This is a genomic window from Magnetospirillum fulvum MGU-K5 (genome assembly GCF_000442515.1).
Taxonomy (GTDB): Bacteria; Pseudomonadota; Alphaproteobacteria; order Rhodospirillales; family Magnetospirillaceae; genus Phaeospirillum; species Phaeospirillum fulvum_B.
In genome coordinates this window covers 36,922-61,222 of sequence record NZ_AQPH01000015.1, presented here as the reverse complement: position 1 = coordinate 61,222, position 24,301 = coordinate 36,922, and the positions used below count along the sequence as shown (strand labels likewise).

27 protein-coding genes are annotated in these 24,301 nt (G+C 64.6%); 9 read left to right on the top strand and 18 right to left on the bottom strand.

Going from position 1 to position 24,301, the window contains the following annotated elements:
- Together K678_RS06100 and K678_RS06095 are read left to right on the top strand one after the other, a co-directional pair.
- Nucleotides 1–655, top strand: a 655-nt coding sequence (locus K678_RS06100; RefSeq protein ID WP_021131584.1) for an ABC transporter permease, incomplete at its 5' end; no start/stop codon positions are given.
- A gap of 93 nt (nt 656–748) precedes the next feature.
- Nucleotides 749–1,471, top strand: a complete 723-nt coding sequence (locus K678_RS06095) for a Bax inhibitor-1/YccA family protein (RefSeq protein ID WP_021131583.1) — start codon at nt 749–751, stop codon at nt 1,469–1,471.
- Between the two features lie 82 nt (nt 1,472–1,553).
- Here K678_RS06095 and K678_RS06090 read toward each other — a convergent pair whose 3' ends face one another.
- Entirely contained in the window at nt 1,554–2,549 is a 996-nt protein-coding gene (locus tag K678_RS06090; protein WP_021131582.1) for an RluA family pseudouridine synthase, read from the bottom strand.
- A 174-nt stretch (nt 2,550–2,723) separates the two neighbouring features.
- Here K678_RS06090 and K678_RS06085 point away from each other — a divergent pair, with 174 nt between their 5' ends.
- On the top strand, nt 2,724–4,886 hold the full coding sequence (locus K678_RS06085) for a methyl-accepting chemotaxis protein (RefSeq protein ID WP_021131581.1): 2,163 nt from the start codon (nt 2,724–2,726) through the stop codon (nt 4,884–4,886).
- On the opposite strand, the gene K678_RS06080 is transcribed toward K678_RS06085, so the two are convergent.
- From K678_RS06080 to K678_RS06070, 3 genes are read right to left on the bottom strand one after another with little or no spacing between them, the layout of a single operon-like run.
- Complete coding sequence (locus tag K678_RS06080) at nt 4,883–6,229, bottom strand: ATP-binding protein (RefSeq protein ID WP_021131580.1); 1,347 nt, start codon at nt 6,227–6,229, stop codon at nt 4,883–4,885. The genes K678_RS06085 and K678_RS06080 overlap by 4 nt on opposite strands.
- 6 nt (nt 6,230–6,235) lie before the next feature.
- A complete protein-coding gene (locus tag K678_RS06075; protein WP_021131579.1) occupies nt 6,236–6,913 on the bottom strand; it encodes a response regulator transcription factor in 678 nt (225 codons plus the stop codon).
- The gene (locus K678_RS06070; protein ID WP_051185853.1) at nt 6,910–7,230 is read right to left on the bottom strand and encodes a PepSY domain-containing protein; all 321 of its coding nucleotides are present in this window, start codon (nt 7,228–7,230) and stop codon (nt 6,910–6,912) included. Before K678_RS06070 ends, K678_RS06075 begins: the two co-directional genes overlap by 4 nt.
- A 115-nt stretch (nt 7,231–7,345) precedes the next feature.
- Here K678_RS06070 and K678_RS06065 point away from each other — a divergent pair, with 115 nt between their 5' ends.
- From K678_RS06065 to K678_RS06045, 5 genes are all read left to right on the top strand, one after another.
- Nucleotides 7,346–7,633 (top strand): hypothetical protein, encoded by a 288-nt coding sequence (locus tag K678_RS06065; RefSeq protein WP_021131577.1) that lies wholly within the window; start codon nt 7,346–7,348, stop codon nt 7,631–7,633.
- The gene (locus K678_RS06060; protein ID WP_021131576.1) at nt 7,630–8,493 is read left to right on the top strand and encodes a DUF1924 domain-containing protein; all 864 of its coding nucleotides are present in this window, start codon (nt 7,630–7,632) and stop codon (nt 8,491–8,493) included. The genes K678_RS06065 and K678_RS06060 overlap by 4 nt, the downstream gene beginning before the upstream one ends.
- Nucleotides 8,494–8,505: 12 nt before the next feature.
- Complete coding sequence (locus K678_RS06055; RefSeq protein ID WP_021131575.1) at nt 8,506–8,967, top strand: diheme cytochrome c; 462 nt, start codon at nt 8,506–8,508, stop codon at nt 8,965–8,967.
- A gap of 117 nt (nt 8,968–9,084) precedes the next feature.
- Nucleotides 9,085–9,903, top strand: a complete 819-nt coding sequence (locus K678_RS06050; protein WP_039852193.1) for a cell envelope integrity EipB family protein — start codon at nt 9,085–9,087, stop codon at nt 9,901–9,903.
- 26 nt (nt 9,904–9,929) lie between these two features.
- Nucleotides 9,930–10,832 (top strand): hypothetical protein, encoded by a 903-nt coding sequence (locus K678_RS06045; RefSeq protein WP_021131573.1) that lies wholly within the window; start codon nt 9,930–9,932, stop codon nt 10,830–10,832.
- Nucleotides 10,833–10,907: 75 nt separating this feature from the next.
- On the opposite strand, the gene K678_RS06040 is transcribed toward K678_RS06045, so the two are convergent.
- The 10 genes from K678_RS06040 to K678_RS05995 form a co-directional block, all read right to left on the bottom strand.
- Nucleotides 10,908–11,216, bottom strand: coding sequence for a hypothetical protein (locus tag K678_RS06040; protein ID WP_021131572.1), 309 nt, complete (start codon nt 11,214–11,216; stop codon nt 10,908–10,910).
- A gap of 266 nt (nt 11,217–11,482) precedes the next feature.
- Complete coding sequence (locus K678_RS06035; RefSeq protein WP_021131571.1) at nt 11,483–11,965, bottom strand: periplasmic heavy metal sensor; 483 nt, start codon at nt 11,963–11,965, stop codon at nt 11,483–11,485.
- A gap of 23 nt (nt 11,966–11,988) precedes the next feature.
- Nucleotides 11,989–12,291 (bottom strand): hypothetical protein, encoded by a 303-nt coding sequence (locus K678_RS06030; RefSeq protein WP_021131570.1) that lies wholly within the window; start codon nt 12,289–12,291, stop codon nt 11,989–11,991.
- Nucleotides 12,288–12,905 (bottom strand): RNA polymerase sigma factor, encoded by a 618-nt coding sequence (locus tag K678_RS06025; protein WP_021131569.1) that lies wholly within the window; start codon nt 12,903–12,905, stop codon nt 12,288–12,290. Before K678_RS06025 ends, K678_RS06030 begins: the two co-directional genes overlap by 4 nt.
- Before the next feature lie 132 nt (nt 12,906–13,037).
- Complete coding sequence (locus K678_RS06020; protein WP_021131568.1) at nt 13,038–13,649, bottom strand: YfgM family protein; 612 nt, start codon at nt 13,647–13,649, stop codon at nt 13,038–13,040.
- A 104-nt stretch (nt 13,650–13,753) separates the two neighbouring features.
- Complete coding sequence (locus tag K678_RS06015) at nt 13,754–14,359, bottom strand: NUDIX domain-containing protein (protein ID WP_021131567.1); 606 nt, start codon at nt 14,357–14,359, stop codon at nt 13,754–13,756.
- A 30-nt stretch (nt 14,360–14,389) separates the two neighbouring features.
- A complete protein-coding gene (parA, locus tag K678_RS06010) occupies nt 14,390–15,034 on the bottom strand; it encodes a ParA family partition ATPase (protein WP_021131566.1) in 645 nt (214 codons plus the stop codon).
- A 79-nt stretch (nt 15,035–15,113) separates the two neighbouring features.
- Entirely contained in the window at nt 15,114–15,905 is a 792-nt protein-coding gene (locus tag K678_RS06005) for a hypothetical protein (RefSeq protein WP_039852191.1), read from the bottom strand.
- Nucleotides 15,906–15,975: 70 nt separating this feature from the next.
- Nucleotides 15,976–16,467 carry a hypothetical protein gene (locus tag K678_RS06000; protein WP_021131564.1) on the bottom strand — a complete coding sequence of 164 codons (492 nt, stop codon included), beginning with the start codon at nt 16,465–16,467 and terminating at the stop codon, nt 15,976–15,978.
- Nucleotides 16,468–16,637: 170 nt separating this feature from the next.
- The gene (locus K678_RS05995) at nt 16,638–17,810 is read right to left on the bottom strand and encodes a GNAT family N-acetyltransferase (protein WP_039852190.1); all 1,173 of its coding nucleotides are present in this window, start codon (nt 17,808–17,810) and stop codon (nt 16,638–16,640) included.
- Nucleotides 17,811–17,908: 98 nt separating this feature from the next.
- Between K678_RS05995 and K678_RS05990 the strand changes: the two genes are divergently transcribed.
- Nucleotides 17,909–19,516, top strand: a complete 1,608-nt coding sequence (locus K678_RS05990; protein WP_051185851.1) for an FAD-binding oxidoreductase — start codon at nt 17,909–17,911, stop codon at nt 19,514–19,516.
- A gap of 325 nt (nt 19,517–19,841) precedes the next feature.
- Here the strand turns inward: K678_RS05990 and K678_RS05985 are convergent, their stop codons facing one another.
- The 4 genes from K678_RS05985 to ndk form a co-directional block, all read right to left on the bottom strand.
- Nucleotides 19,842–20,597: an RNA methyltransferase gene (locus K678_RS05985; RefSeq protein ID WP_021131561.1), complete on the bottom strand. Its 756-nt coding sequence runs from the start codon at nt 20,595–20,597 to the stop codon at nt 19,842–19,844.
- Nucleotides 20,594–22,243, bottom strand: coding sequence for a citramalate synthase (cimA, locus tag K678_RS05980; protein ID WP_021131560.1), 1,650 nt, complete (start codon nt 22,241–22,243; stop codon nt 20,594–20,596). Before cimA ends, K678_RS05985 begins: the two co-directional genes overlap by 4 nt.
- Before the next feature lie 228 nt (nt 22,244–22,471).
- Entirely contained in the window at nt 22,472–23,344 is an 873-nt protein-coding gene (gene rpoH, locus K678_RS05975) for an RNA polymerase sigma factor RpoH (RefSeq protein ID WP_039852212.1), read from the bottom strand.
- 469 nt (nt 23,345–23,813) lie between these two features.
- The gene (ndk, locus tag K678_RS05970) at nt 23,814–24,236 is read right to left on the bottom strand and encodes a nucleoside-diphosphate kinase (protein WP_021131558.1); all 423 of its coding nucleotides are present in this window, start codon (nt 24,234–24,236) and stop codon (nt 23,814–23,816) included.
- Between the last annotated feature and the right edge of the window lie 65 nt (nt 24,237–24,301).

Here is a 24,301-nt window from a genome sequence, read left to right as displayed (position 1 = left end):
CCGGGTCGGGCTCAACGTGCTGGGGCGCGAGATCGACGCCGAAGTCGCCTCGCTACGCGACATCGATTGGAGCAGCCTGTCGATGAACTTCGCCTTCCTGGTCTCGCCGGGGGCGCTGGACGGAGCCCCTTATACCGTGATCGCGACCCTGCGCGGTGGTGGCGGCGACGGGCTGGCGGTCGAGAAGGCGGTCACCGACCGGCTGCCCAACATCTCGGCGATCCGGGTCAAGGAAGCGTTGGACACCGCGCGCGGCGTGATCGATCAGGCCGATCTGGCCGTCCGCGCCGCCGCGGCAGTGACGCTCGCCGCCGGGGCGATGGTGCTGGCCGGAGCGGTGATGGCCGGGCATCGCCGCCGGGTATGGGAATCGGTGGTGCTGAAGGTGTTGGGTGCCAGTCGCGCCCAGATTCGCCGCGCCTATCTGATCGAGTTCGGCCTGATCGGGCTGGGGACCGGGCTGGCGGCAGCCTTGGTGGCGCAAGGTGCCTCGTGGGCGCTGCTGACCCAGGTGATGAAAACCGGCTGGGTGTTCCTGCCCGGCCTGACCCTGGGCACCCTGGCCGGATGCCTGGTCGCTGCTTTGACAGCCGGTTACGTCGGAACTTGGCAGGCGCTCCGGGTCAAAGCCGCGCCGCTCTTGCGCGAGGAATAGTGAAACGGATGTATGCGTTTACCGTAACTTGATTCGTTTTGAGACTCGCCCATATTGTGGGCAGGATCAACCTCACCCGTCAAAGGAACGACAATGTCCTTCGGAACAGACCGCAGATATATGACCCCCGCCCAGGCCCAGGCGGCCCAGATCGATGTGGGCCTGCGGCAGTACATGCTCCGGGTCTACAATTACATGGCCTCGGGGCTGGCCCTGACCGGTATCGTTGCCCTTCTGGTGGCCTCGACCCCTGTGTTGACTCAGGCGATTTTCGGGACCCCGCTGAAGTGGGTGGTGATGCTGGCCCCGATCGGCTTCGTGTTCTTCCTCAGCGCGCGGATCGAACATATTCGCGGCGCAACCGCGTCGGCCCTGTTCTGGGTCTTCGCCGCGCTGATGGGTGCCTCGCTGTCGTCGGTGTTCCTGATCTATACCGGCGCGTCGGTGGCGCGGACCTTCTTCATCACCGCCGCCGCCTTCGGCGCGCTTAGCCTCTATGGCTACACCACCAAGCGTGATCTGTCGGGCTTCGCCAGCTTCCTGTTCATGGGGGTGATCGGCCTGCTGATCGCCGGCATCGTCAACATCTTCCTCCAGAGCTCGATGATGCAGTTCGTGATCTCGGCTGCGGGCGTGCTGATCTTCGCCGGCCTGACCGCGTTCGACACCCAGCGCATCAAGGAAATGTACTGGGAAGGCGCCAATTACGGCGACACCGCAACCAAGACCGCGGTGATGGGTGCCCTGTCGCTGTACATGGACTTCATCAACATGTTCACCTTCCTGCTCCAGTTCCTCGGCGACCGCCGCGAGTAGGAACCGGACCCGGGCAACCGGACATGACGAAGGCCCCTCCCGGACGGGAGGGGCCTTTTTCTTGTCCCGATCAGATTGCTGATTAATCCACTTCGAAGGCGTCGAAGGGAGCCCCGGCGCTGGCCTCGGTAAAACCGAACAGCTCGAACCCGGTCTTGAAATGGGCGGGAAGCGGGGCGATCACCTCCAGCCGCTTGCCGGTACGGGGATGGGGCAGCCGCAGGGCGCGGGCGTGGAGGTGCAGCTTGCGCGACAGGCCAAAGCCCTCGATCATCGCGTCCTTACCACCATATTTGCCGTCGCCCAGGATCGGCGTGCCGAGCAGCAGGCAATGCGCCCGCAATTGGTGGGTCCGGCCGGTGCGCGGCTCCATCTCCAGCCACGCGGCGCGCTTCAGCGCCGAATCGACGATCCGGTAATAGGTGATGGCGTGGCGGCCGTCTTCCTCATCGACCCCCATCTTCTCGACACCCTTGCCACCCAGCTTGGACAGCGGCGCGTCGATCCGGCCCTGGCGCAGCTTGGGCACGCCCGCGACCAGCGCCCAGTAACATTTCTGGGCCGAACGGCTTTTGAACAAAGCGGCCAGCTTGGCGGTCGCTCCGGCCGAGCGGCCGAGCAGCAACACCCCCGAGGTGTCTTTATCGAGGCGATGGACCAGACGAGGCCGGTCGGGCGCGTCAAAGCGCAACACGTCCAGCATCGCGTCGAGATGATTGTCAGCCATGCCGGTACCGCCCTGGACCGCCAGCCCCGGCGGTTTGTTCAGGACGATCACGTCATCGTCAAGATACAGCACCGCATCCTGCAAGGCGCGGGCGGTACGCTCGTCAACGACCGGACGCGGGGCCTGGATCGCCGGAGCCGGTCCAGCCGGCAACGGGGGCACCCGTACCGTCTGACCGGCATTCAGGCGCTGGCTGGCCTTGACCCGGCCTCCATCGACCCGCACCTGACCCGTGCGCAGCCACTTTTCCAGCAGCCCGTGGCTGACGGTGGGGAAATGGCGTTTGAACCAGCGATCGAGGCGGATATCCGCGTCGTCGGGCGAAACTGTGAGAATGCTAACGTCGCTCATGGCTGGAGCTATATCAGGCGGCGGCGGCAACGCCAAGGAATCGCCGCCGATTTGCGCTCTCGGGATTGATTTCCGACCTGACCAAGGACATATGCAGGCGGGATAATAAAGGTTATCTCTTAGCCTCCCCTGCGGAAAAACACCCCTTAAGACCCGACAGAAGGTTCTTTCCCAATGCGTGACAATGGCCCCGTGACAAACCGTGAGATCGAGTTGAACGAGCATGACCTTCTCGTTTCCAAGACCGATCCCGGTGGCCGGATCACCTTTGTCAACAAGGCCTTCGCCGATATCAGCGGCTTTCGCGAAGACGAGTTGATCGGCTCGCCCCACAATCTGGTCCGCCATCCCCACATGCCGAAGGAAGCGTTCGCCGACATGTGGAAGACGATCAAAGCCGGTCGTCCGTGGGAAAGCTTCGTCAAGAACCGCACCAAGGCCGGCGATTTTTACTGGGTCCGCGCCAACATCACCCCCATCGTCGAGCAGGGAGAGATCGCGGGCTTCATCTCGATTCGCTCGAAACCGTCGCGTCAGCAGATTGTCGCCGCCGAAACCGCCTATGAATTGTTCCGCACCGGCAAGGCCAAGGGCTTGGCAATCGAGGATGGACGGGTGGTGTCGCGCCGCCTGTCCGGTCGCATCGACCGGCTGGTCCACAGCATCGCCGGACGATTGGCAACGGTGCTGGGGCTCCTGGGCCTGCTGATTTTGCTGATCGGCGGGATGGGGCTTTACGGGATGCGGAGTAATAACCTCGATCTCGAGGCGGTCTATCACGACAATACCGAAACCGCGATCATCCTGGCTGATCTGGCCAACCAGATGCAGGACAGCCACGTCCAGTTGACCCTGGTGACGATGGAGCTTCTGAGCAATCGCCCAAACGCCCCGATCGCGGCGCAATTGTCGAAGATCGAAGCCAATATCGCCGCCAACACCGAACGGTGGAAGAAGGTTACCGCCAACCCGTCCCCATCGGCCAAAGAGCGGGACTTGGCCGCGAAGTTCGCTAAATCGCGCGAGGATCTGCGCCAAAACGCCGTCACCCCCGCCTTGGCCCTGGCCGCCAAAGGAGACAGTCAGGCTCTGGCCGAGGTGATGATCACGACGCTGGTGCCGAAATTCAATGACACCCGGCAGGTCCTGGGCGAACTGATCGATTACCAGAAGGTCGAGGCCGCTGCCGCCTATGCCGACGCCGACAGCCGTTCCGACCGGCTTCAGGTCGCGGTTTGGGCAACGATGATCGTCTTCATCTTGCTGTCGGTCGTGCTGGGGATGTGGTTGTTGCGCAGTGTGCGGCGGCCGATGAGCGAGATGGAGCGCCATTTCGATGCGATCGCCGGAGGCAATCTTGCCCACAACATCCCCCCGGCCAGCGTCGAGGAATTCAACCAGCTCAGTTCGTTGCTGCGGGCGCTGAAGGCCAAGCTGGGCTACAGCCAGTTGGAAAAGGCCGAACTGGACCGCCAGTCGGAAGAAATCCGCAAGACCGAGTTGAACCGCGTCGCCGCATCGCTGGAAGACCGGGTCAAGGGCGTGGTCGATCTGATCGAAATTTCGTCAGGCTCGCTGCTCGGCAACGCCCAGACCCTGTCGCACAATGCCGAGCAGACGATGGTCAAGTCCGATACTGTCACCGCTATGACCAATCAGGTCACCTCGAACGTCCAGGCGGTGTCGGCGGCCACCCACGAATTGTCCAGTTCGGTTACCGAGATTTCCCGTCAGGTGACCCACGCCGCCACCATCGCCGGGAACGCCGTTCGCGAGGCGAGCGAAACCGACCGGATGGTTCTTGGGCTGGCCGATGCCGCCCAGAAGATCGGCGAGGTGGTCAAGCTGATCAACGACATCGCGGCGCAAACCAACCTGCTGGCGCTGAATGCCACGATCGAAGCGGCCCGGGCGGGCGAAGCGGGCAAGGGCTTTGCCGTCGTCGCGGGCGAGGTCAAGCACCTCGCCAACCAGACCTCGCGGGCGACCGAGGATATCGGCCTTCAGGTTACCGCGATCCAGAACGAGACGAAGGCTGCGGTGGCGGCGATCCGCTCGATCTCGGGCACGATCGAGAATATCAGCGAACTGACCTCGGCGATTGCCGCCGCCGTCGAGGAACAGGGTGCCGCGACCAGCGAGATTGCCCGCTCGGTGGAGGAAGCCGCCCACGGCACCACCGCCGCCGCCGAGAATGTCGAGCACGTCTCGGCCGCCGCCGAGGAAACCAAATTGATGTCGGATCAGGTGTTCGGGGCCGCGACCGGCCTGCAACAGGCGTCCGACCAGTTGGCCCGCGAAGTGGCCGGGTTCATCGCGGAAATCCGCTCGGCCTAACCGGATGCGGCGGCGGGCCGGGCTCGGTCGTCCCATTGAAGGGAGACTTTCAGCCCGCCCCATTCCGACCGCCCGAAGGTCAAATCGACACCGGACAACGCGGCCAGATCGGCAACGATGGCTAATCCCAGCCCCGACCCGGGGGCGGATTCGTCAAGACGGGCACCGCGCTGGGTCGCAACCTCAGTTTCCTCGGGCGACAGGCCGCGTCCGTCATCCTCGACGGTCAGGGTGGTCGCGGTAGAGGCAACCCGAACCCGGCTTTTGGCCCATTTGCAGGCATTGTCCATCAGATTGCCGAGGATTTCGGCGAGATCGTCACGGGCAATCGGGGCCAGGGATTCCGGGGCGCAGTCCAGAACGATCGACAGATCGCGTCCGGCGTGAATCCGCACCAAAGCGGCCTTCAATTCGGCGGCGACCTCGGCGACGCAGGCGCGGGCGGCAAGGCTGCCCGACGGGGTGGCTTCGGCGCGGGCGCGCGACAGATGGACGTCGATCAGTCGGTTGGCCCGGGCGATCTGGCCGGACATAACAGCCCGGTCGGGACGGCCCCCCCCCAGTTCGGCCTCGATCACCGCCAGCGGCGTTTTCAGCCCATGGGCGAGGTTGCCGACATGGGTGCGGGCCCGCGCGATCATCCGTTCATCGTGATCGAGCACCTCGTTCATCGCCGCGACCAGCGGGGCGACCTCGCGCGGGTAGTGCCCGCCCAGCCGTCCACCTTGCTGACGAAGGCGATCCAGCGCCTGGGCCAACTGCCCAAGCGGCCGCAATCCATAGCCGACCTGGAAGGCGACTGCGGTGATCAGGCCCAGGCCCAGACCGCCCAGGGCCAAGGTCAGCAGCAGATTGAAGTCACGCACCTCGGTATCGATTTCGAGGCGACTGGCCGAAACGCTGAGGTGGAGCAAGCGGTCGCTGTCGGGAAAGATCAGATCGCGTTCGGCGGTTTCCAACGCTTCGTCGCGCGGGCCGACATCGCGCCGGAACAAAATCGTTCCCTCCCCAGCGGAACGGGAAACCGGCAGGGCGAAATCCCACAGCGAGCGCGAGCGCGCCCGCACCGTCTCGCCATCGGAGACCTGCCAGTACCAGCCGGAATAGGGCTGGTCGAACCGGGGCTCGCCGACCGGGCGACCGATCCCGACCGATCCGGCGGGGCTGATTTCGACCACCGCCACCAATGCCCGCAGATGCGCCCGCAACCGTTCGCGGAAGCTCGCTTCAACCGCGTTGCTGAAGGCATTGCCCAGAACCCAGCCCCCCAGCGCGATTGCCAGGACCAGCCACAAGGCGGCTCCCAGAATCAAACGCGACCGCAGCGAACGGGGACCGATCATCAAATATTATCCGGTAGCATCGGCCGACGGCGCTTCCAGCCGCCAACCCTGACCGCGCAGGGTGTGGATCATCTCGATGCCCAATTTACGCCTGATCCGCGCCACCAGGACATCAATGACATTGGATTCCGGGTCGGCATCGCGGTCATAGACGTGTTCGGACAATTCGGTGCGCCCGACCACCCGGCCCTGGTGATGGGCGAGATAGGACAGAATCCGAAATTCCTGGGCGGTCAGCGGCACCGGCATCCCGTCGAGGCTGACCCGTCCGCCCATCGTATCGAGCCGTAGCGGACCGCACACGATCTCGGGCGAGGCATGACCGGCGGCACGGCGGATCAAGGCGCGGATGCGGGCGACCACCTCTTCCATCTCGAACGGCTTGGTGACGTAATCGTCGGCCCCGGCGGAAAACGCCGCCGCCTTTTCGGCCCAGCGATTGCGGGCGGTCAGCACCAGCACCGGCAGGGTCCGCCCGGCGGCACGCCACCGGCCCAACACGCTGATCCCGTCGAGCTTGGGCAGGCCGAGATCGAGCACGGCGGCGTCATAGGGCTCGGTATCGCCGAGGAACCAGCCTTCTTCGCCGTCATAAGCGGTATCGACGACCAGACCGGCGGCTTCCAGCGCCTGTTCAATCCGCAGGGTCAATTGCGGTTCGTCCTCAACCACCAGGACTCTCATCGCCGTTCCTTGCTTTTCAACAGAGTGCCGTCACTCGCATCATAGAGCAGTTTACGCATCCGCCCATCGCGGTCGATCAGCTTGATTTCATAGGCGGGACGGCCGTGGAAATCCTCCAGCTCGGTCTCGATCAGCTCGCCGCCGAATTCGCGATCGACGCGGTCGAGAATCTGCTTTAACGGCATGATCTCACCGGCCAGGACCGAACGACGCACCCAATCGTGTTCGTCGTCATGATCGCGTCCATGACCATCGGCGCGGACCGGCGACGAGGTCAGCAGCATCATCGTCACCACAAGGGCAAGTATTGCTTTCATACAGCAATCCATAAGCCGTTCGCCATGAACCGGGGATGAACCAGCCCGTCACCGAAGGTTCAGCCGTCAAACTCTATGGTCTCTCCAGTTCACACCGCGGACAAGGAGAACCGCAATGCTTGGCAAAATGATCCTTCAGGGATTGGGCGCCGCGGCGATCGTCGCCACCGCCGCCTCGGTCTATTCCGCGTCGGCCCAGACCACTCCCCCCGACGCCACCCCGATCGTCCGTCCGGCGGCTCCGGCTGATAATGGCTACCTTTCGGCCGATCGCGGCGGCAAGGCGGCGGATCAGACCAAATCCCGCCGGTCGCATCATGACGATGACGACGATGATGACGACGATCACCACTCGCGCCACCACGACCGCCGTGACTCGGGCGACCGGGATGGACGCAAATGAGCGGCGATGCTCCCCGCGCCGCTCCCGGCCGCTGGGAATTGCCCGCGCTCAGGCTGTGGCATGCCGCGCTGGCCGGAGGCTTCCTCGTCGCCTGGCTGACCGCCGACGAGGACACGTACCGAATGCACGTCTTCGCTGGGTACTGGGTGCTGATCGCCGTGTCGTTGCGGCTGGGACTGGCGGCGATGGGAACCCCGCGTGGGCCGCTGGCGCTGGTGCGCCCCGGGCGGTCGCGCCTGATGATCTGGATGGGGGGCGTTCTGATGACGATGGTTGGACTGGCGGCGCTGTCCGGAGTGATCGCCGATGGCGTGACCTCGGTCGAAGATCTGCATGAAGGTCTGTCCAATACCGCCTTGTGGCTGATCCCGGCCCACGCCGCGCTGGTCGCCTGGGTGTTCCAGGGCAAGCGGCTGCGCGACAAGGTGATGGGAGCGGCCCGTGTTTCGGCGCTGCCGGTGCTGGTGCTGCTGGGGCTTGCCGCCGCCGTTCCGGCCCAGGCGGCCGACCCCGCCCGCGACGCGATCCTGGCCGATTATGCCAAGGCCGCGAAGGCGGCCGATTCCGGCTTTACCGGGTTCTCGGCGGCGCGGGGCGAGTCGATCTACCGTGCCCGCAACACCGTCAATGCCGACTTCCCGTCCTGCGCCACCTGCCACACCGACGACCCGACCCGGCCCGGCCGCCATGCCAAGACCGGACGCGAGATCGCTCCGGCGGCGGTGTCGGCCAATCCGAAACGCTTCACCGATGCCGAGAAGGTCGAGGAACGCTTCAACCGCGATTGCAAGACGGTGCTGGGCCGCGAGTGCTCGGCCCGCGACCGGGGCGACTTCATCACCTTCCTGTCGTCGAAATAAGGAATAACTGAGATGAGATCGATTGTGATGGGAGCGGGGTTGTTGCTGTCGCTGAGCACTCCGGCCTGGGCCGACCGGGTTGCGCCCTTGACCGATCCGGTGACCCTGAAAGCGTGCGGCGAGTGCCACATGGCCTTTCAGCCGGATTTCCTCCCCGCCCGGTCGTGGGCGCGGATGATGGACAGTCTAGATAACCATTTCGGCGAGTCCGCCGCGATGGCCCCCGACAAGGTCGCCCATATCCGCAAAGTCCTGGAAGACGGGGCCGCCGACCGGGTTGGCGGCAAGGTCGCCGGACGGTTCCTGCGCTGGGTTGCGCCGGACGGAACGCCGCAGCGGATCACCGAAAATCCCGCCTTTCTGCGCAAGCACGATTTCCCGGCGCGGGAATGGGCACGGGCGGACGTCAAGTCGAAATCCAACTGCCCGGCGTGCCATAAACGGGCCGAACGCGGCGATTACGAAGAGGACTGAGCGGGCGATCGCGCAATTCTGCCACAGTCAACAGGATTGCGCGTCATGACGGCGGAGCGATCTGGTCCCCGGAGATGGGCAGTGTATACTAAGGCCTGTTTTCCCCCGGAGGCACGGATGAGACGGTGTCGTGGATTGATCTTGGCGGGTATGGTCGCCGGGGTGTTGCCGTTTGCCTCGCTGGCACAAGCTTTTCCCGCTGAGTTGGAATCCCACCGCGCGACCTATCGGATGGGGCTGTCGACCGCCCGTTCCGGCAGCGGTATGGCCAATGCCGGGGGAATCTGGACCTATCAGTTCAACAATACCTGCGATGGCTGGCTGACCGAATTCCGGCTGGCGATCACCTACACCTATTCCGAAGGCGGGCAGGTCGAGACCGCCACCGACTTCCTGGGATGGGAATCCAAGGACGGGCTGCGCTATCGGTTCCGCGTCCGTCAGGTGCGCGATGGGCAGATCGTCGAGGAGGTCGAGGGTTCTGCCAAGCTGTTCGGACGCGGCCAGGGCGGCCTCGCCCGCTTTACCCGGCCCGAGGCTCATGTCGTCCGGCTGCCCAAGGGAACCTTGTTCCCCACCGCTCATACCTTGAACCTGCTGGCCTTGGCCGAACGGGGCGGATTATCGCTGACGCGGCCGCTGTTCGACGGTCAAGGCGACGAAGGCCCGTTCGAGACCAGCGCCCGGATCGGGCGCGTGATGACCACGCTGCCCTCGCCGCCCGCGACGGTGTCCAGTCCGTTGCTGAATTCTCCGGCCTGGCCGATGCGGATGGCGTTCTTTCCCACCGGCAGCACCGATCCGCTGCCCGAATTTGAAATGTCGCTGACGTATCACGCCAATGGGGTGGCCCAGGATATCGAACAGATTTTCCGGACCTTCAGCCTGCGCGGTCAGTTGGAATCGATCGAGTCGCTGCCGCGCCCGCATTGCTGAGCGCCGCCCTACAAGGAGTCTGTCCGGTGGTCACTTCCTCCAACGAATCCGCCGAGGCGGATATCGAATTCTTGCGTACCGCCGTCGCCACCTGTCGCGCCGATCCGACGGCGGCCCCCAAATCGCTGGCCCTGGCCTTGAACGAGTTGGCCGGTCGGCTCTATGCGCTGGACCGGGTCGATGAGGCGCAGGACGTCTCTGATGAAGCGGTCGAAGCCGCCGGTCGGGCGATGGAGCTTGCCCCCGATTCCGCCCGCTTTGTGCTGGTGTCGGCCCAGATCAACCGCGCCGGTGGATTGCTGCGCCAGGGCCATGTGGCTGAGGCGGCCGAAGGACTGGCCGAGGCAACCGACATCTTCCGTCAGGGAGGAGAAGCCGGGCAGCCCTATCTCGGCCCGATGATCGAGGCGCTGCACCGTGCCTCGCTGGCGTTTTCCGAACTCGGCTTGTGGGATCTGGCGCTACGGATGCGCCGGTTGACATTGGACCTGTTCGGCGACGCGCCGCCCGCCCCGGCGGTACAAATCCTGGCGCTGACCCTGGTGCAGGCCTCGAATGCAGCGGCGGAACGCGACGAGGCCGCGCTGGCCCTGGTCCTGGCCGAAGAGGCGGTGGGACTGGCCCGCTTGCTGGTCCAGACCGAACCGAACGGATTCCGTTTGTTGCTGGCGCAATCGCTGGGCAATTACGCCGGATGTCTGCACCGTGTCGGTCGGGCTGGCGATGGGCTGGATTCGGCGCTGGAAGCGGTCGATCTGCTCCATGCCCTAGTGCCGCACAATCCGCTGGCGGCGGTGCCGTCGCTGGTGCTGACCCTGGAAAGCCTGTCGGCGATTCTGACCGCTCTCGGACTGGCGGAACAGGCCGAGTCCGTTGAGGCTCAGTTGGCGGTGCTGCGCGACAGTCTGTCCCGCCTGCCGCCGGGCTAGGCGGCAACACCGGCCCGGCCCCCTCCGGCACGACCGCCCTCCCCAGGGCATCGCGCCGGAACGGACCTTATGGGACTATTTCCGCTCGGGACTGTCCTTCGCCACCTTGGCCTGAACATTGGCCAGGGTGCCCTTCAGGCTTTCAATCGCCGGAGGCAGGGCGTCAACCGCCTTCTGGCTCAGCTCGACCGCCTTCAACGTCCCGGCGTTCAGGGCTTCCTTGACCGCCGGAGCCTTCTTCGACAGTTCATCGGCAGCTTTCAGACCCAGCGCCTGAAGATCGCCGGCAGCCTTCACCGCCCGCTCCTTGTACTCCGGATGCTCGGCCAACGCCTGGTTCAGGGCGTCGGACGCCTTCTTCTTGAGATCCGAAAACAGACCCATCTGATTCCCCTCTTGATGAACCCAAATCCCCGATGTGTGGAAAACCCGCACATCTCCAGTGTCACCATAACGCCAGGGCGCGGTTCCAGGCAATGGTCGCCACGCCTCATTCGTGGGGTTATGTCAAGATCGAGTTGAGCGGCAATCAATGACCGCCGCCCCCTTCTGCCTGCATTGGTAGGCCGCACCACGCCGACCTCGTTACGGCTTAGCAACAAAACCGTCGAGGAGGCGGCCCGGTCATACCGCTATCGAAACGGCTCCCCCTATTCAGCGGGAGGCGGCGGGGGCGGCCCCTTTCCTCCGAACGGCGGCGGCGGCGCCCCCCCCATTGCGAACGGCGGAGGCGGCAGACGCAAGCGGCTGATCACGGCCCGGCCTTGGGGCGACATCCGGGTTGCGGCCTCGATCACCAACGCCGCCACCGCTTCGTCCATCCGCTGATGAACCGCGATGAAATCGGAAAATAATGGACGCAAGGCTTCGGGATCGAAATCCTCTTTACCCAGCACGGCACGAACCCGGTCGGGAAAACCACGCAAATTGTGTTTCCCGCTTTCAATCGCCGGAGCGCGAGCGGCGACGATTTCCCGCAGGATAACTGCGTCGGCGGGCGGCAAAGTCTCGGCGATCCGCTCGGCGATATCGGTGATATCGGGCGGCGGCGGATGGTGCGGGCGATAGACCACGACGAGAACCGTCGCCAGAAAGACGTTGAGCGCCAACGAAGCCGTCAGAACCCACTTCATTGATATCGAACGCGTAATCCTCATCATAACCCTGTCATATCAACCGAAGAGGCGGTCAGCATTTCGGCAAAACGAACCGACGTCTGGGCGGCAAGAAGGTCCTGACCGACGATCACCCCCAACACCGCCGCTGCCGCCATCGGCACGGCAAGGCGGGTCAACGGGGCCAGCAACTCAAGACAGAGGACCGCCACGGATCGACGCGGGCGAGACGGCGGCGGCACACGGGCCAGTACCGCGGCAACAAGCCGGTCGGCGCGAGCGGACGAAACCTCGAATCGCGCCGCATCGCGTCGCATCAGACTGTCGATGTCGAGTTCGGTCATGTCACGTCTCCGATCCCGGTTATACCGCGCTTGGCCAGGGCCGAGCGCAGGGCACGCTTGCCCCGCACCAGCAGGGATTCCACCGCAGGTACCGTCAATTCCATCACCTTCGCCGCCTGCGGAGCACTCATCTCCGCATAATAATGAAGCGACAATGCGGCACGCTGACGGTCGGGAATATCATCCAGAGCCTGGGCAACCAGACGGTCGCGCTGATGAGCCACGGCAAGATCAAGCCCGCCTGGATTGGCATCGATCGGATCGTCGGCATCTTCAAGCGGGGTATAACGAGCCCGCCGCCGCACATCGAGGCTGGCATTCAGCACCACCCGGTACAGCCAGGTGGTGAATTTCGCCTCGCGATCAGGTTGCCAATGTGGAGCCATCTTCCAGACTTTCAGAAACGCGTCCTGAACGATTTCGTCAGCTTCATCCACGTTGCGGGTGACACGGGTCGCCAGCGTGAGCATCGAACGCGCATGACGCTCCATCAGCACGGCAAATGCCCCCCGGTCCCCCTGGGAAACAGCGCGGAGAAGATCATCGTCGCCGACGGCGTTAATCCCTGTCGTCGGGTCCCCGCCGGGTTGCTCCAACACATCTCCCTCGGCCATTGGTTCCACACTGATCTTGTACGGAAGATATAGGGCTTTCCGTGCGGTAAAAATCGGACACCCGACGAAAAAAACGCCCACCGGCGGCACCGGCGGGCGTTTTCAGCCAACGAACGCGGACAGAGTGGGCGGTCAGAGTCCAACCAGCTTGCGGATCGAGACCAGGTTCCACCCCTTGGCCACCTCGATCAATTGGTCCCCCGAGGTGATTCCGTCCCCTTCGATCTGCAACATGACGCGGGTTCCCAACACCAGGGTGATCTCGCCCGCATGGGTCGTGGCATCCCAGCGCAGCAAGGCATCCTCCTGCCCCAAATGGACCCGGCGCACATTGGTCGGCAACGCCGTCCCCGGATGGAATTGGGCAGCGGTGGCGGACACCACCGGGCTGTCCAGGACGAGCAGGGCGTTGAAGCTGGCATCGTCGCGGGCATAGGCGCGGCTGACCGACAGACCGCCCCCGGCATTGAACAGGCCCTGAGTTTCGGGCGCCTCGGCAGTCCAGCCCGAGGGCGGCGGCGGCATATATTCGCCCAGCGCCGCCCCGATCCGGGCGTGAAGTTCGACGATCACCGCTTCCAGTTCAGTGGCGGCGCGGGCCAGATCACCCTTGGCATGGGCGGCGCGGGCCGCTTCCAGCCGCGCCGGAACGCTATCGCCGGAACGGGGAATATCCCCGGCCAAAGCCCCCATCGACACCGACAGCAGCACTATGAAGACAAGACCCGGCAAAGCCCGAAACATGGTCGGAACGCCCTTATGTGTGAAATTGTTCACAGACCTTAGCTGTCCGACGGACGGGCGGCAAGGGGTGGGCAGCGACGCAATCGCACGAGGAAGAGGGGAACCTACACCCCCCACTCGCACCGCAGCCGGTCCTTCTCCAAGGCCAGCCATTGCAGCGCAACCACCGCCATCGCGTTGTTGATGCGTCCATCGCGGACCATCTCCAGCGACTCGTCAACCGAAACGACATGGGTGCGGATATCCTCGCCCTCGTCTTCCAGGCCATGCAATCCCGAAATCGTCCGGCTGTCGACGCGGGCGCAATACAGCCGACAGGTCTCGGACGAGCCCCCCGCCGTCATCAGATAATCGCCGACATGCGCCATCGCGGTCGGCTCGGCGCCCGCTTCCTCCATCGTCTCGCGCCTAGCGACATCGTCGGGATGTTCGCCCTCTTCGATAATTCCGGCAACGCATTCGATCAGCCAGGGATTCCACCCGGCCGCCAGCGCACCCGGCCGGAATTGCTCGATCAGTGCGACAGAATCGCGGTCGGGATCGTAGAGCAGAACGACAACGGCATGGCCCCGCTCGAACACCTCGCGAACCAGTTCGGCCGACCAGCCTCCCTTAAAGGTGCGGTGGCGCAGACGATAACGGTCGACCTGGAAATAGCCCTTGAACACGGTCTCGCGGGTAATGATCTCGACATCGTTAGCGGCATCCAAAGCGACTTCTCCTGTCAAAAAACACAAACATCACGGCAGGCCCAGCCGGGCGGCGATCTCGTCGGCCAGAGCCAGAACGTCTTGCGCGGCGGCGTGGCGGGGATGACTTTCCAACACCCCCTTCCCTTCCATCATCGCCCCGGCAAAGGCAACCCGATTGCCCAACACCGAATCGGCGACGGCAATTCCGGTCTCGTCGATCTTGCGCCGCACCGCCTCGACCAGCTTGCCCTTGGCCGGGGTCCGGTTGAACACCACCAGGGCCGGGACCTTCTCGCGCCGGGCGATTTCCAGCGTCGGGCCGGTCGCCCACAAATCCATCGGCGAGGGTTGCACCGGCACCAGGATCAGATCGGCGGCGCGCACCGCCAGCCGCACCTCGGTCTCGGCATGGGGCGGGCTGTCGATCAGCACCAGATCGAGATCGCGGCGCAACCGCTCCAACTCGGTCGCCAGCCGCCACCCTGCGGCCTGGACAAACGCAATCCCGCCGCCATCGGCACCGACCAGGGCGCGGCGCACCTCGAACCACGCCGCCAGCGACCCTTGCGGGTCAATGTCGAGCAGGCCGACCTTGCGTCCGGCACGGGCATAGGCAACGGCCAGTTGGGCGGCAATCGTGGTCTTTCCGGCGCCCCCTTTTTGCTGGGCGATGGTCAGAATCCGGGCTGGCATGAAACCCCCTCGCAGTTAACGGCAAACGATACTGATCGCTCGCGGACTGATTTTGGCCTCGGTCGGAAACGTCGTCGCGTCATCCCCCGTCGAGATGATGGAGAAATTGCGCGATGGAGGCAAAGGCCGCATCGCCCCAAACGGCACGGGCGGCGACGGGATCGGCTTGAAGCCGAAGGGCGAAATCGCGGAACAATGCCCGCATCAGCACGGTAAACCCGCTTTGCCCCAACAGCCAATGGGCATCTGGAGCGGTGGGATGGTCGGCCGGAGCCAGGTGGGATTCGATCAGGTCGATCACCCACGCCCGCCGCCGTTCAAAATCGCCAAAAGTCTGCGCCACCGCCCCCAACGTGTCGTCGATCAGGGCAATGGTTTCCGGATCGGTATGCACCCGCTCCCAATCGCACACCCCATCGGCAGAGGTATGGCGGAGCAGTATGTCGGCACAGACCCGCTCGCCCCGCTCGCGCCGGGTCGGCCCGATCATCTTATCGATCGCCAGAATGAAGCCGGGGATCATCCGCCGCGACAAGACTCCGTCGCGTCCCTCGTCGAACAGACGGGGCGGAAACAGATGGGAAAAGCGCCGCATCAGCGCCCGGTCGAACGGACGCTTGCGGGCATGTTCGAAATGGAGCGCCTCGCGCAGATGGGAACACTCGTCCCAGGCGCGCTGATAATAGGTGCCGAACCGCCCCTGTTCGGCGGCAATGAAATGTTGGGCCAGGGCGCGGATTGTCGCCGCGCTTAACGAGCCGCCCGCCTTGGCCGCCTCGACTTCCAACCGGGTGACGAAATGACCGATCATCGTTGCCCCCACGTCGCGGCAACATGGCGATAGCGGGGCAGAGGGGGTACGGTCGGTCATCCGCGCTACTCCCAGGCGATCATCACACCAAGATTACAGTGCATCCTGTCGCGACGCCAACAGAGCAGAGTTACGGCACAATCGAGTCCAGCCGCTCCTTGGTCCGCTCGGCCTTGCGGCGCATCTCCTCTTCCATCCGCTTGATGCGACGGTCAAGATCCTCGATCCCGGCCAGCCGCTCGCCGCGCTTGCGTCCGGCCCGGGCCGCGCCCCACCGACCCAGCCCCCAATCGGCGGCGGCAAACAGCAACGCCGCCCCGGCCACCAGCGTCACGATCGCCGCCACCCCGCCATAGGCGCGATCGACCGCGACCATCGCTCCCCAAAAACCGATGGTGACCAGCGAGGCGGCGGTGGTCAGCACCAGCCGATTGATGCTGCGGTCGTGCGTGCGGTGCCGCTTCTCGACGTCCAGCATCGCGTTCAGGATTTCCTCGCGGGCAATCGTCTGCCACGTCCGGAATGACATCCCCGAAACGGTCCTGTTCTCGCGGATCGTCTGTTCCAGCTTGCGGACCAGATACTCGGTCTGCTGTTCCGGGGTCGGTCCTTCGGCGGCCACGCCCTGCCCTCCCGTGAAGCGTCGGGGACGAGCTTATCATACCGGCAAGCCAATGAATTGACTTGCCGTATTGTCCCTCTGCCGGAGCCGCGGGCATCCGCCCGCTTGGCCGCCGCCGCAATGGCGGCCAACCAGCGAGCGCCGATGGCCCGTTCTGACGCTCGCCGGTATCATTCCGAACCAGAGCAGCGGAACGGGCCATCGGCGCGCTGCTCGGCGATATGGCGCTCGACCACCGCCCGTTCGTGATCGAGGAAACGACCGACCGCGCCGCGCAGGTCCGGCGCGGACACCCAATGGGCCGAGCGGGTCGGCACCGGCAGATAGCCCCGCGCGATCTTGTGCTCGCCCTGGGCTCCCGCCTCGACCCGGCCCAGCCGATGCGAGATCGCGAAATCGATGGCGCGGTAATAACAGGCTTCGAAATGGAGAAACGGCGCCTCGATCGCGGCCCCGCCCCAATTACGGCCGAACAGACAATCCTCGCCCAGCATGTTGAACGCCGCTCCCACCGTCTCGCCATCCTGAATGGCCAGGATCAGCACCGCCTTCTCTCCCACCGCCGAAGCGGAGAGGCACTCGAAGAAGGCCCGGTTGAGGTAGGCCTCGCCCCATTTGCGGTCGCAGGTCGCTTGATAGAGGCGATGGAAGGAATCCCAGTGATGCGGCTTGATATCGTCGCCGACCAGGGTCGAAAGACCGATTCCGCTGGCGGCGACCGCGTCCCGCTCCTTGCGGATCGCCTTGCGCCGCCGCGACGATAGCGCCGCCAGGAAATCGTCGAACGTCGTGTACCCGTCATTGTGCCAGTGATATTGCCAGCCCAGCCGCAGCAGAAACCCGGCCGCAGTGAGCGCCGCCACGTCGGCCGGTTCGGCAAAGGTGACATGGACCGAACTGGCCCCGATCTGCCCACACAGCGCAATCATCGCCTGGGCCAGAGCACGCCGTGCCAGATCGGCCGGAATCGCGGGACCGATCAGCAGACGCGGACCGGGAACCGGAGTGAACGGGACCGCCCCTTGCAGCTTGGGGTAATAACGTCGCCCGGCGCGGTGACTGGCCTCGGCCCAGGCATGGTCGAAAACGTACTCTCCCATCGAATGGGTCTTCAGATAGAGCGGCACGACCGCCAGGACCGCGCCGCCACCATCGCGCAGGGCAAGGTGACACGGTTGCCACCCGGTCGCCGCCCCCACACTCCCCGCTTGTTCGAGTGCGGCAAGGAAAGCGTGACTGACAAATGGGTTGGCCGTCCCGGCGCAGGCATCCCAGGCCAGCGCGGGAATCTCGGCAATTGCGGCATGAACGGTGACGGATGGGGCCGGGCTGAGCTCTGTCATTTCCAGAAGATGGCGTTGCAGACCTAAATTGTTCAAGAGGGCGGCGGTTGGTGCTATGGTCCGCCGCTTCCCCCCACGACAGTGCGGCCCGTTTCGCCATGACCACGGCTTCCCTAGACTTTTCCGCCTTGCCCGAGGCCGAGCTCACCGACGACAGCGGCCGTCGCCTCAAAGCCCGGCTGTGCGTCACCGCCGACATCGCCCACACCATCGCCGAGGCGGTGCGCCAGAACTGGGCGGTGATGCCTACCGGCGGGCTGACCAGCGCGATCGGCTCCTATGAGTATCCCGCCGCGTCGGTCGACGATTTTGCCGGAGTAGTGGCGATCCGTCCCCGTGCCGCCGCGATGCCGGACATCGTCGCGCCCGACACCCCGCTGGAACGCCTCGCCTCGCATCAGATCGCGATCGACAAGGAATCCGGGCTGATTTCCGCCGGTGCCGGGCTGACCTTCGCCCAGGTCAACGCCGCCCTGGCCGAGATCGGGCCGAACCTGCGGGTACTGATCGATTTGACCAGCGTCGCCTCGGCCTTTGTCGGCGGCGTCATCGCCACTGGCGGGATGGGACCGATGCGGTTGTTGCCGTCGCGGATCGTCGATGCGGTCGCCCTGGCCGACGGCAGCGATACGCCCCGCCTGATCGAAGGCGACGATCTCGATCTGGTCGAAGGGATGCAGGGCTGGACCGGGATGGTCACCGCCGTCCGCCTGCGCTTTTTCGAAGTGCCGTCCAGTGAGTTCGGGCTGGTGCTGCCGGTCCAGGGCTCGGACACCGATACGATGGCCGGGCTGCTGGTCTATCTCCGCCGCTGGACCCAGATCGCCCTCCCCGCACCGGGGGGACGGATCGCAGGCGAAGCCGACGAAACGGTGCTGAACGGAATCGAACTGGTCAGCCGGGACTCGTTGTCTGCCTTCATCGCTCATTCAGAAGAACCGGCGAGGTCGAAGGCCGAGGGGCTGCTGCAATCGTGCGATTACGCCGGTGCCGACATGCTGGCCTGCCTGACCGGCTGGTCCGAGCAGTCGATCGACGACGTGCTGATGAGCCTGCTCGACCCCGAGACCGAAACGATCGGCGGCGTGATGATCGATTTCGGCGTCGGCTTTTCGTCGGGGGCGGAAATGGAAACCTTCCGCGCCATCCGCGAGGGCGCGCCCGATCTGGCCCGCACCCGCGCCCGCGTCGCCCGCCCCGGCAAGATCAAGCCGTGGAGCAGTTCGACCGACGTCAACATTGCCTTTCCCGCCGACAGTTCCGCCGCCGCCGCGATCCTCGAATCCTACGCCGATTACCGCTCGGCGATCCGCGCCCTGTCGCGTGAGTTGGACGGGGCGGTCGAGGTTGAGCTGTCCGCCTATGGTCATCTGTCGCCGGTCGGGATCGACCCGCACCACCGCGTCACCCTGGTCGCCCCCGAAGGGGCACAAGCGGCGCTGGCTGCCGCCCGTCTGGCCGTCGCCGCCAACAAGCGAACCCTGATCCACGATCTGCTGTTCGCCGCCCAACGCCACGGCGCCACCATCACCGGCGGCGAGAAGGGCGTTCCCTCGCTGGTCGAAATCGCCCGCGCTGCTGGCGGCGAAGGCCGCCTGCCCAACGATCTCAAGGCGCGGTTGGAGCGGGCAAGACAGGCGGTGATGGCCGCCCCGGTCCAGTTCTCGTTCCGCGCCCCGGCGGAATTGCGCGCCGAACCGGCTTAAAGACATCCTCGCAGGAGACGGAAGCCGGGGGCGTTTGCCCCCGCTCCCCCAATCGGGAGGCTGTGGCCTCCCGAACCCTCCATCCTATTTGGGCGGCATTCCTTAAAGGGGAAAGCACTCATTTTCATCGTCACCCCCGGACTTGATCCGGAGGGCGATCGATTGCCGAGTCAAGCCCGGCAAAGACGACAGAAACGGGTGGTTTGGAGGCTTTTGCCTCCAAGCGGGTGCGGGCGGCAGCCCGGCCGCGCTAGCGGAATGTTCCCTCCCCGGCACAAAAAGAAACGGCGGCGAAGAAATCTCTTCGCCGCCGTTCTCGTTCCGATCAGCCCTGGGCCTCGCCTTTCTTGCGGCGATAGGTCACCAGTTCGTGGACAACACCGTGCAAGGTCTGGATTTCCTGCCCGGTCAGGTTGGCACGCTGGAAGATATTGCGGATGTTGCGGATCATCCCCGGACGCTTGTCCGCCACCCGCAGAAAGCCGCATTCGTCCAACTCGCGTTCGAGATGGGCAAAGAAGGTCAGCAGCTTTTCCTTCGCGGCGGGGCCGCAATCGTCGGCCCCCTTGGTCATCGCCGGAAGGGTGGTGGGCGCGGCGCACTGATACCATTCATAGGAAATCAGCAGCACCGCCTGAGCGAGATTGAGCGAGCAATAATCCGGGTTCAACGGCACCGTCATCACCGTGTCGGCGATGGTGACGTCGTCGTTTTCAAGCCCGGTACGCTCGGGACCGAACAGCACCCCGCAGGCTCCGCCCTCGGCGATCACGCTCCGCATCGCCACCGCCGCCTCGCGCGGGGTATCGACCGGCTTGACCATATAGCGGTCGCGGCCGGTGGTGGCCCACACCCGATTGAGATCGGCCACCGCCGAAGCGGTATCGTCGAAGACACGGGCCGCCATCAGCACCCGGTCCGCCCCCGACGCGGCGGCGACGGCGCGATCCGACAGCCATTCCTCACGCGGGCCAACCAGACGCAGATCGGTCAGCCCGCAATTCAGCATCGCGCGGGCCGTGGTGCCGATATTCTCGGACAATTGCGGCCGCACCAGGATGATCGCCGGACCCTGGCTCACGATTGCGTCCCCAGACGGAACAGCATGAAGGTGATGCTGTCCTGCAACGCTTCCAGCGAGGCTTCGAGTACGTTGCTGTGGACGCCGACCGTGGTCCAGCGATTGCCGCGCCCATCCTCGCTTTCGATGGTGACGCGGGTCTTCGCCGAGGTGCCGACCGTCGATTCGGTGATCCGCACCCGGTAATCCTTCAGCTCCAGCGCGGTCAGTTCGGGATAGACCCCGACCAGCACTTTGCGCAGCGCGACATCGAAGGCATGGACCGGGCCGGTGCCCTCGCCGACTTCCATATAATCGTTGCCATCGACCTCGACCTTGACGGTCGCCTCGGACAGAGTGATCCACTCGCCGCGGGCGTTGCGGCGACGCTCGTCGATGACGCGGTAGCGCTCCAGGGTGAAATAGTCCGGCACCTCGCCCAGCGCCCGACGCACCAGCAATTCAAAGCTGGCGGCAGCCTGATCGTAGGTATAGCCCTCGCCTTCCAGCTTCTTGACCAGATCAACCAGATCGGTGACCGAATGCGGGTCAAAGCCGACCTGCATCTGCCCGACCACCCGCACCAGCGCCTCGCGCTTGACCGCGTCGAGATCGACCCCGATCTCGTTCATCCGCGCCACGATGTTCGAGCGTCCAGCCTGATCGGACACGACGAAATGGCGGACATTGCCGACCAGAGCCGGGTCGATATGCTCATAACAGCGCGGGTCGCGCGCCACCGCCGAAACGTGCAGCCCGCCTTTGTGGGCGAAGGCCGACGCGCCGACATAGGGCTGGCCACGCTGCGGCACCCGGTCGAGCACGTCGTCGAGCGCACGCGACACCGCTTTCAGGGACGCCAGATCTTCCAGCGCAACGCCGGTGGTAAAGCCCATCTTCAGCATCAGCGCCGGGATCACCGACACCAGATTGGCGTTGCCGCAGCGTTCGCCCAGGCCGTTCAGGGTGCCCTGGACCTGACGCGCTCCGGCAGCGACGGCGGCCAGACTGTTGGCCACCGCCGTCTCGGAATCGTTATGACAGTGGATGCCGATATGGCTGCCGGGGATTCCGGCGGCAATCACCTCGCCGACGATGCGGCTGACCTCATGCGGCAGAGTGCCGCCGTTGGTGTCGCACAGCACCACCCAGCGCGCCCCCGCCTGATAGGCGGCGCGGATCGCCGCCAGGGCATAATCGGGATTGGCCTTGTAGCCGTCGAAGAAATGTTCTGCATCGAACAGGGCCTCGTCGACCTTCGACGCGGCATGGGCGATCGAATCCGCGATCATCCGCAGATTCTCGTCCAGTTCGATCCCGAGCGCGACCGTGACCTGGAAGTCCCAGCTTTTGCCGACCATCGTCACCACGCGGGCCGGGGTGACCAGCAGCGCGCCCAGGCCGGGATCGTTGTCGGCCGAACGACCGGCCCGCCGCGTCATCCCAAAAGCGGCCAGCCGCGCCCGGTTCAGCTCGGGCGGATCGGCGAAAAAGGCATCATCGGTCGCATTGGCCTTGGGCCAGCCGCCTTCAATATAATCGATACCAATTCGGTCAAGCTCACGAGCAATCCGCGCCTTGTCGGTGGCGGAGAAGTCAACGCCCTGGGTCTGCGCGCCGTCGCGCAGGGTGGTGTCGTAGACATAGACTCGAGAGCTATTTTCCATTTTTTCAACTCGTTGAAACAGATCGACTCGTGAATCCCCCCAGGCCCCGGCCAAGCCGGGGACAAGTGGCTGGACCGCGACCGGAATTGATCGCGGACAAGCAACATATAGATCGACACCCGCCCCGCCAACAGGAACAGGCGACTTTTGATCAGGGAAAGGGGAAGAGAGGAGATGGTCCGCCCGGTCCACCGCCAAACGGCGGCCGGGCGGACCCCTTTACCGAGGTCAGGCGGTGGCCGGAATGAACCCGGCCTTGACCAGTCCCTTGACCTTCTCGAACGCCTTGACTTCGATCTGCCGGATCCGCTCGCGCGAGACCCCATAGCGCAACCCCAATTCCTCAAGCGTGGCGGGGTTGTCGCGCAGACGGCGTTCGACAAAAATCTCGCGTTCGCGTTCGGTCAGGCCGCCCAGCGCCTCTCGGATCAGCACCCGGCCCTTGTCGAGTTCCTCGCGCCGGCCGTAGGCGGTTTCCTGATTGTCGGCATCGTCAGCCAGCAAATCCTGGATTTCGGCCCCGCCTTCGCCGACCTGAAGATTAAGCGACCCGTCACGCGCCGCCATCCGGCGGTTCATCGAGATGACATCGCTTTCATCGACCGACAATTCGCGGGCGATTGCGGTGACATGCTCGGGGGCGAGATCGCCGTTTTCCAGCAGGCGCAGCCGCGATTTGATCCGGCGCAGGTTGAAGAACAGCTTCTTCTGGGCGGCCAGGGTGCCGATCTTGACCATCGACCACGAATTCAGCACGAACTCGTTCAGCGACGCCTTGATCCACCACATCGCATAGGTGGCCAGCCGGAAGCCGCGATCGGGATCGAACTTCTTGACCGCCCGCCTCAGGCCGATATTGCCCTCGGAGATCAGATCGGCGACGGGCAGACCGTAATGGCGGTAACCGATCGCGATCTTCGCCACCAGGCGCAGGTGCGAGGTAACCAGACGGTGCGCCGCCTCGGTATCCTCGTAATCGACCCAGCGCCGGGCCAGCATGAATTCCTCCTCGGCCTCAAGGAGCGGAAACGCGCGGATATCGCGGAGATATTTGGCCAGACCGTCGTCACCGTCGACGACGGGAAGAGCTGCTACCGACATGATCATCCTCCTGGATTTCTGTCATCGTCTGGTCCCGCGCCGGTCACAGGCGGCGGGCAATGGCGGAAAGGTGAAGAGGCAATCAGTCGCGGCTCGGGCACATCATGGTCATCATGTCATATCCTCCCAAGAGCAACATGACCCGGGACCCGTCGTAAGGGACAGCATCCCTGCTTCGACGGTTCCGCTCGGACCCCGTCAAAAGCGATCCCACATATTATGCTGAACGCACCGATTGAAATCAACAACGCCTCCCCAAGGGGGTGGAAATACGGAGGCAGCGTCGCTGTCCTCGTGCGGTATCTGGCCCGAGGAAAATGGCAAGATCAGGGCAGGAATTAAGAAATTCCATGGCAATTCATCGCCGAAACGCAAAACACCCCCCAGAGACAGGCTCTGGAGGGTGAGTCGCATCGGTCTGGATCGCTTGCGCCGCCTTAGGCAATCAAGGCGGCAGCGGCCTCCAGTCTTAGCCGACCAGTTCGGTCCCGGCGAAGAAGTAGGCGATTTCGATCGCGGCGTTCTCGGCGGAATCAGAACCGTGCACCGAGTTGGCTTCGACCGACTCGGCGAAATCAGCGCGGATCGTTCCCGGAGCGGCATTGGCCGGGTTGGTGGCGCCCATGATCTCGCGGTTGCGAGCGACGGCGTTGTCACCTTCGAGAACCTGGACCACGACCGGACCGGAAATCATGAAGGCAACCAGATCGCCGAAGAACGAGCGCTCGGAATGCACCGAGTAGAACTGCTCGGCCTGTTCCTTGGTGAGTCGGATCCGCTTCTGCGCCACGAAGCGCAGGCCGGCTTCCTCGAAGCGGGCGTTGATCTTGCCGGTCAGGTTGCGTCGGGTCGCGTCCGGCTTAATGATCGACAGGGTACGTTCGGTAGCCATGAATGAGATTCCTTGGTCGGCGGTTGCTTGCGCCGCGCCTTCGTCCCCCCACGGACGAGCAGCAG

Coding starts and splice junctions, on each gene's coding strand:
- K678_RS06050 (WP_039852193.1), top strand. CDS start 9,085: ATGAGACGGTGTCGTGGATTGATCTTGGCGGGTATGGTCGCCGGGGTG.
- K678_RS06040 (WP_021131572.1), bottom strand. CDS start 11,216: ATGGGTCTGTTTTCGGATCTCAAGAAGAAGGCGTCCGACGCCCTGAAC.
- cimA (WP_021131560.1), bottom strand. CDS start 22,243: ATGGAAAATAGCTCTCGAGTCTATGTCTACGACACCACCCTGCGCGAC.
- K678_RS06065 (WP_021131577.1), top strand. CDS start 7,346: ATGCTTGGCAAAATGATCCTTCAGGGATTGGGCGCCGCGGCGATCGTC.
- K678_RS06090 (WP_021131582.1), bottom strand. CDS start 2,549: ATGAGCGACGTTAGCATTCTCACAGTTTCGCCCGACGACGCGGATATC.
- K678_RS06095 (WP_021131583.1), top strand. CDS start 749: ATGTCCTTCGGAACAGACCGCAGATATATGACCCCCGCCCAGGCCCAG.
- K678_RS05990 (WP_051185851.1), top strand. CDS start 17,909: ATGACCACGGCTTCCCTAGACTTTTCCGCCTTGCCCGAGGCCGAGCTC.
- K678_RS05995 (WP_039852190.1), bottom strand. CDS start 17,810: ATGACAGAGCTCAGCCCGGCCCCATCCGTCACCGTTCATGCCGCAATT.
- K678_RS06085 (WP_021131581.1), top strand. CDS start 2,724: ATGCGTGACAATGGCCCCGTGACAAACCGTGAGATCGAGTTGAACGAG.
- parA (WP_021131566.1), bottom strand. CDS start 15,034: ATGCCAGCCCGGATTCTGACCATCGCCCAGCAAAAAGGGGGCGCCGGA.
- K678_RS06005 (WP_039852191.1), bottom strand. CDS start 15,905: ATGACCGACCGTACCCCCTCTGCCCCGCTATCGCCATGTTGCCGCGAC.
- K678_RS06080 (WP_021131580.1), bottom strand. CDS start 6,229: ATGATCGGTCCCCGTTCGCTGCGGTCGCGTTTGATTCTGGGAGCCGCC.
- K678_RS06070 (WP_051185853.1), bottom strand. CDS start 7,230: ATGAAAGCAATACTTGCCCTTGTGGTGACGATGATGCTGCTGACCTCG.
- K678_RS06025 (WP_021131569.1), bottom strand. CDS start 12,905: ATGGCCGAGGGAGATGTGTTGGAGCAACCCGGCGGGGACCCGACGACA.
- K678_RS06060 (WP_021131576.1), top strand. CDS start 7,630: ATGAGCGGCGATGCTCCCCGCGCCGCTCCCGGCCGCTGGGAATTGCCC.
- rpoH (WP_039852212.1), bottom strand. CDS start 23,344: ATGTCGGTAGCAGCTCTTCCCGTCGTCGACGGTGACGACGGTCTGGCC.
- K678_RS06035 (WP_021131571.1), bottom strand. CDS start 11,965: ATGAAGTGGGTTCTGACGGCTTCGTTGGCGCTCAACGTCTTTCTGGCG.
- ndk (WP_021131558.1), bottom strand. CDS start 24,236: ATGGCTACCGAACGTACCCTGTCGATCATTAAGCCGGACGCGACCCGA.
- K678_RS06030 (WP_021131570.1), bottom strand. CDS start 12,291: ATGACCGAACTCGACATCGACAGTCTGATGCGACGCGATGCGGCGCGA.
- K678_RS06055 (WP_021131575.1), top strand. CDS start 8,506: ATGAGATCGATTGTGATGGGAGCGGGGTTGTTGCTGTCGCTGAGCACT.
- K678_RS06020 (WP_021131568.1), bottom strand. CDS start 13,649: ATGTTTCGGGCTTTGCCGGGTCTTGTCTTCATAGTGCTGCTGTCGGTG.
- K678_RS06075 (WP_021131579.1), bottom strand. CDS start 6,913: ATGAGAGTCCTGGTGGTTGAGGACGAACCGCAATTGACCCTGCGGATT.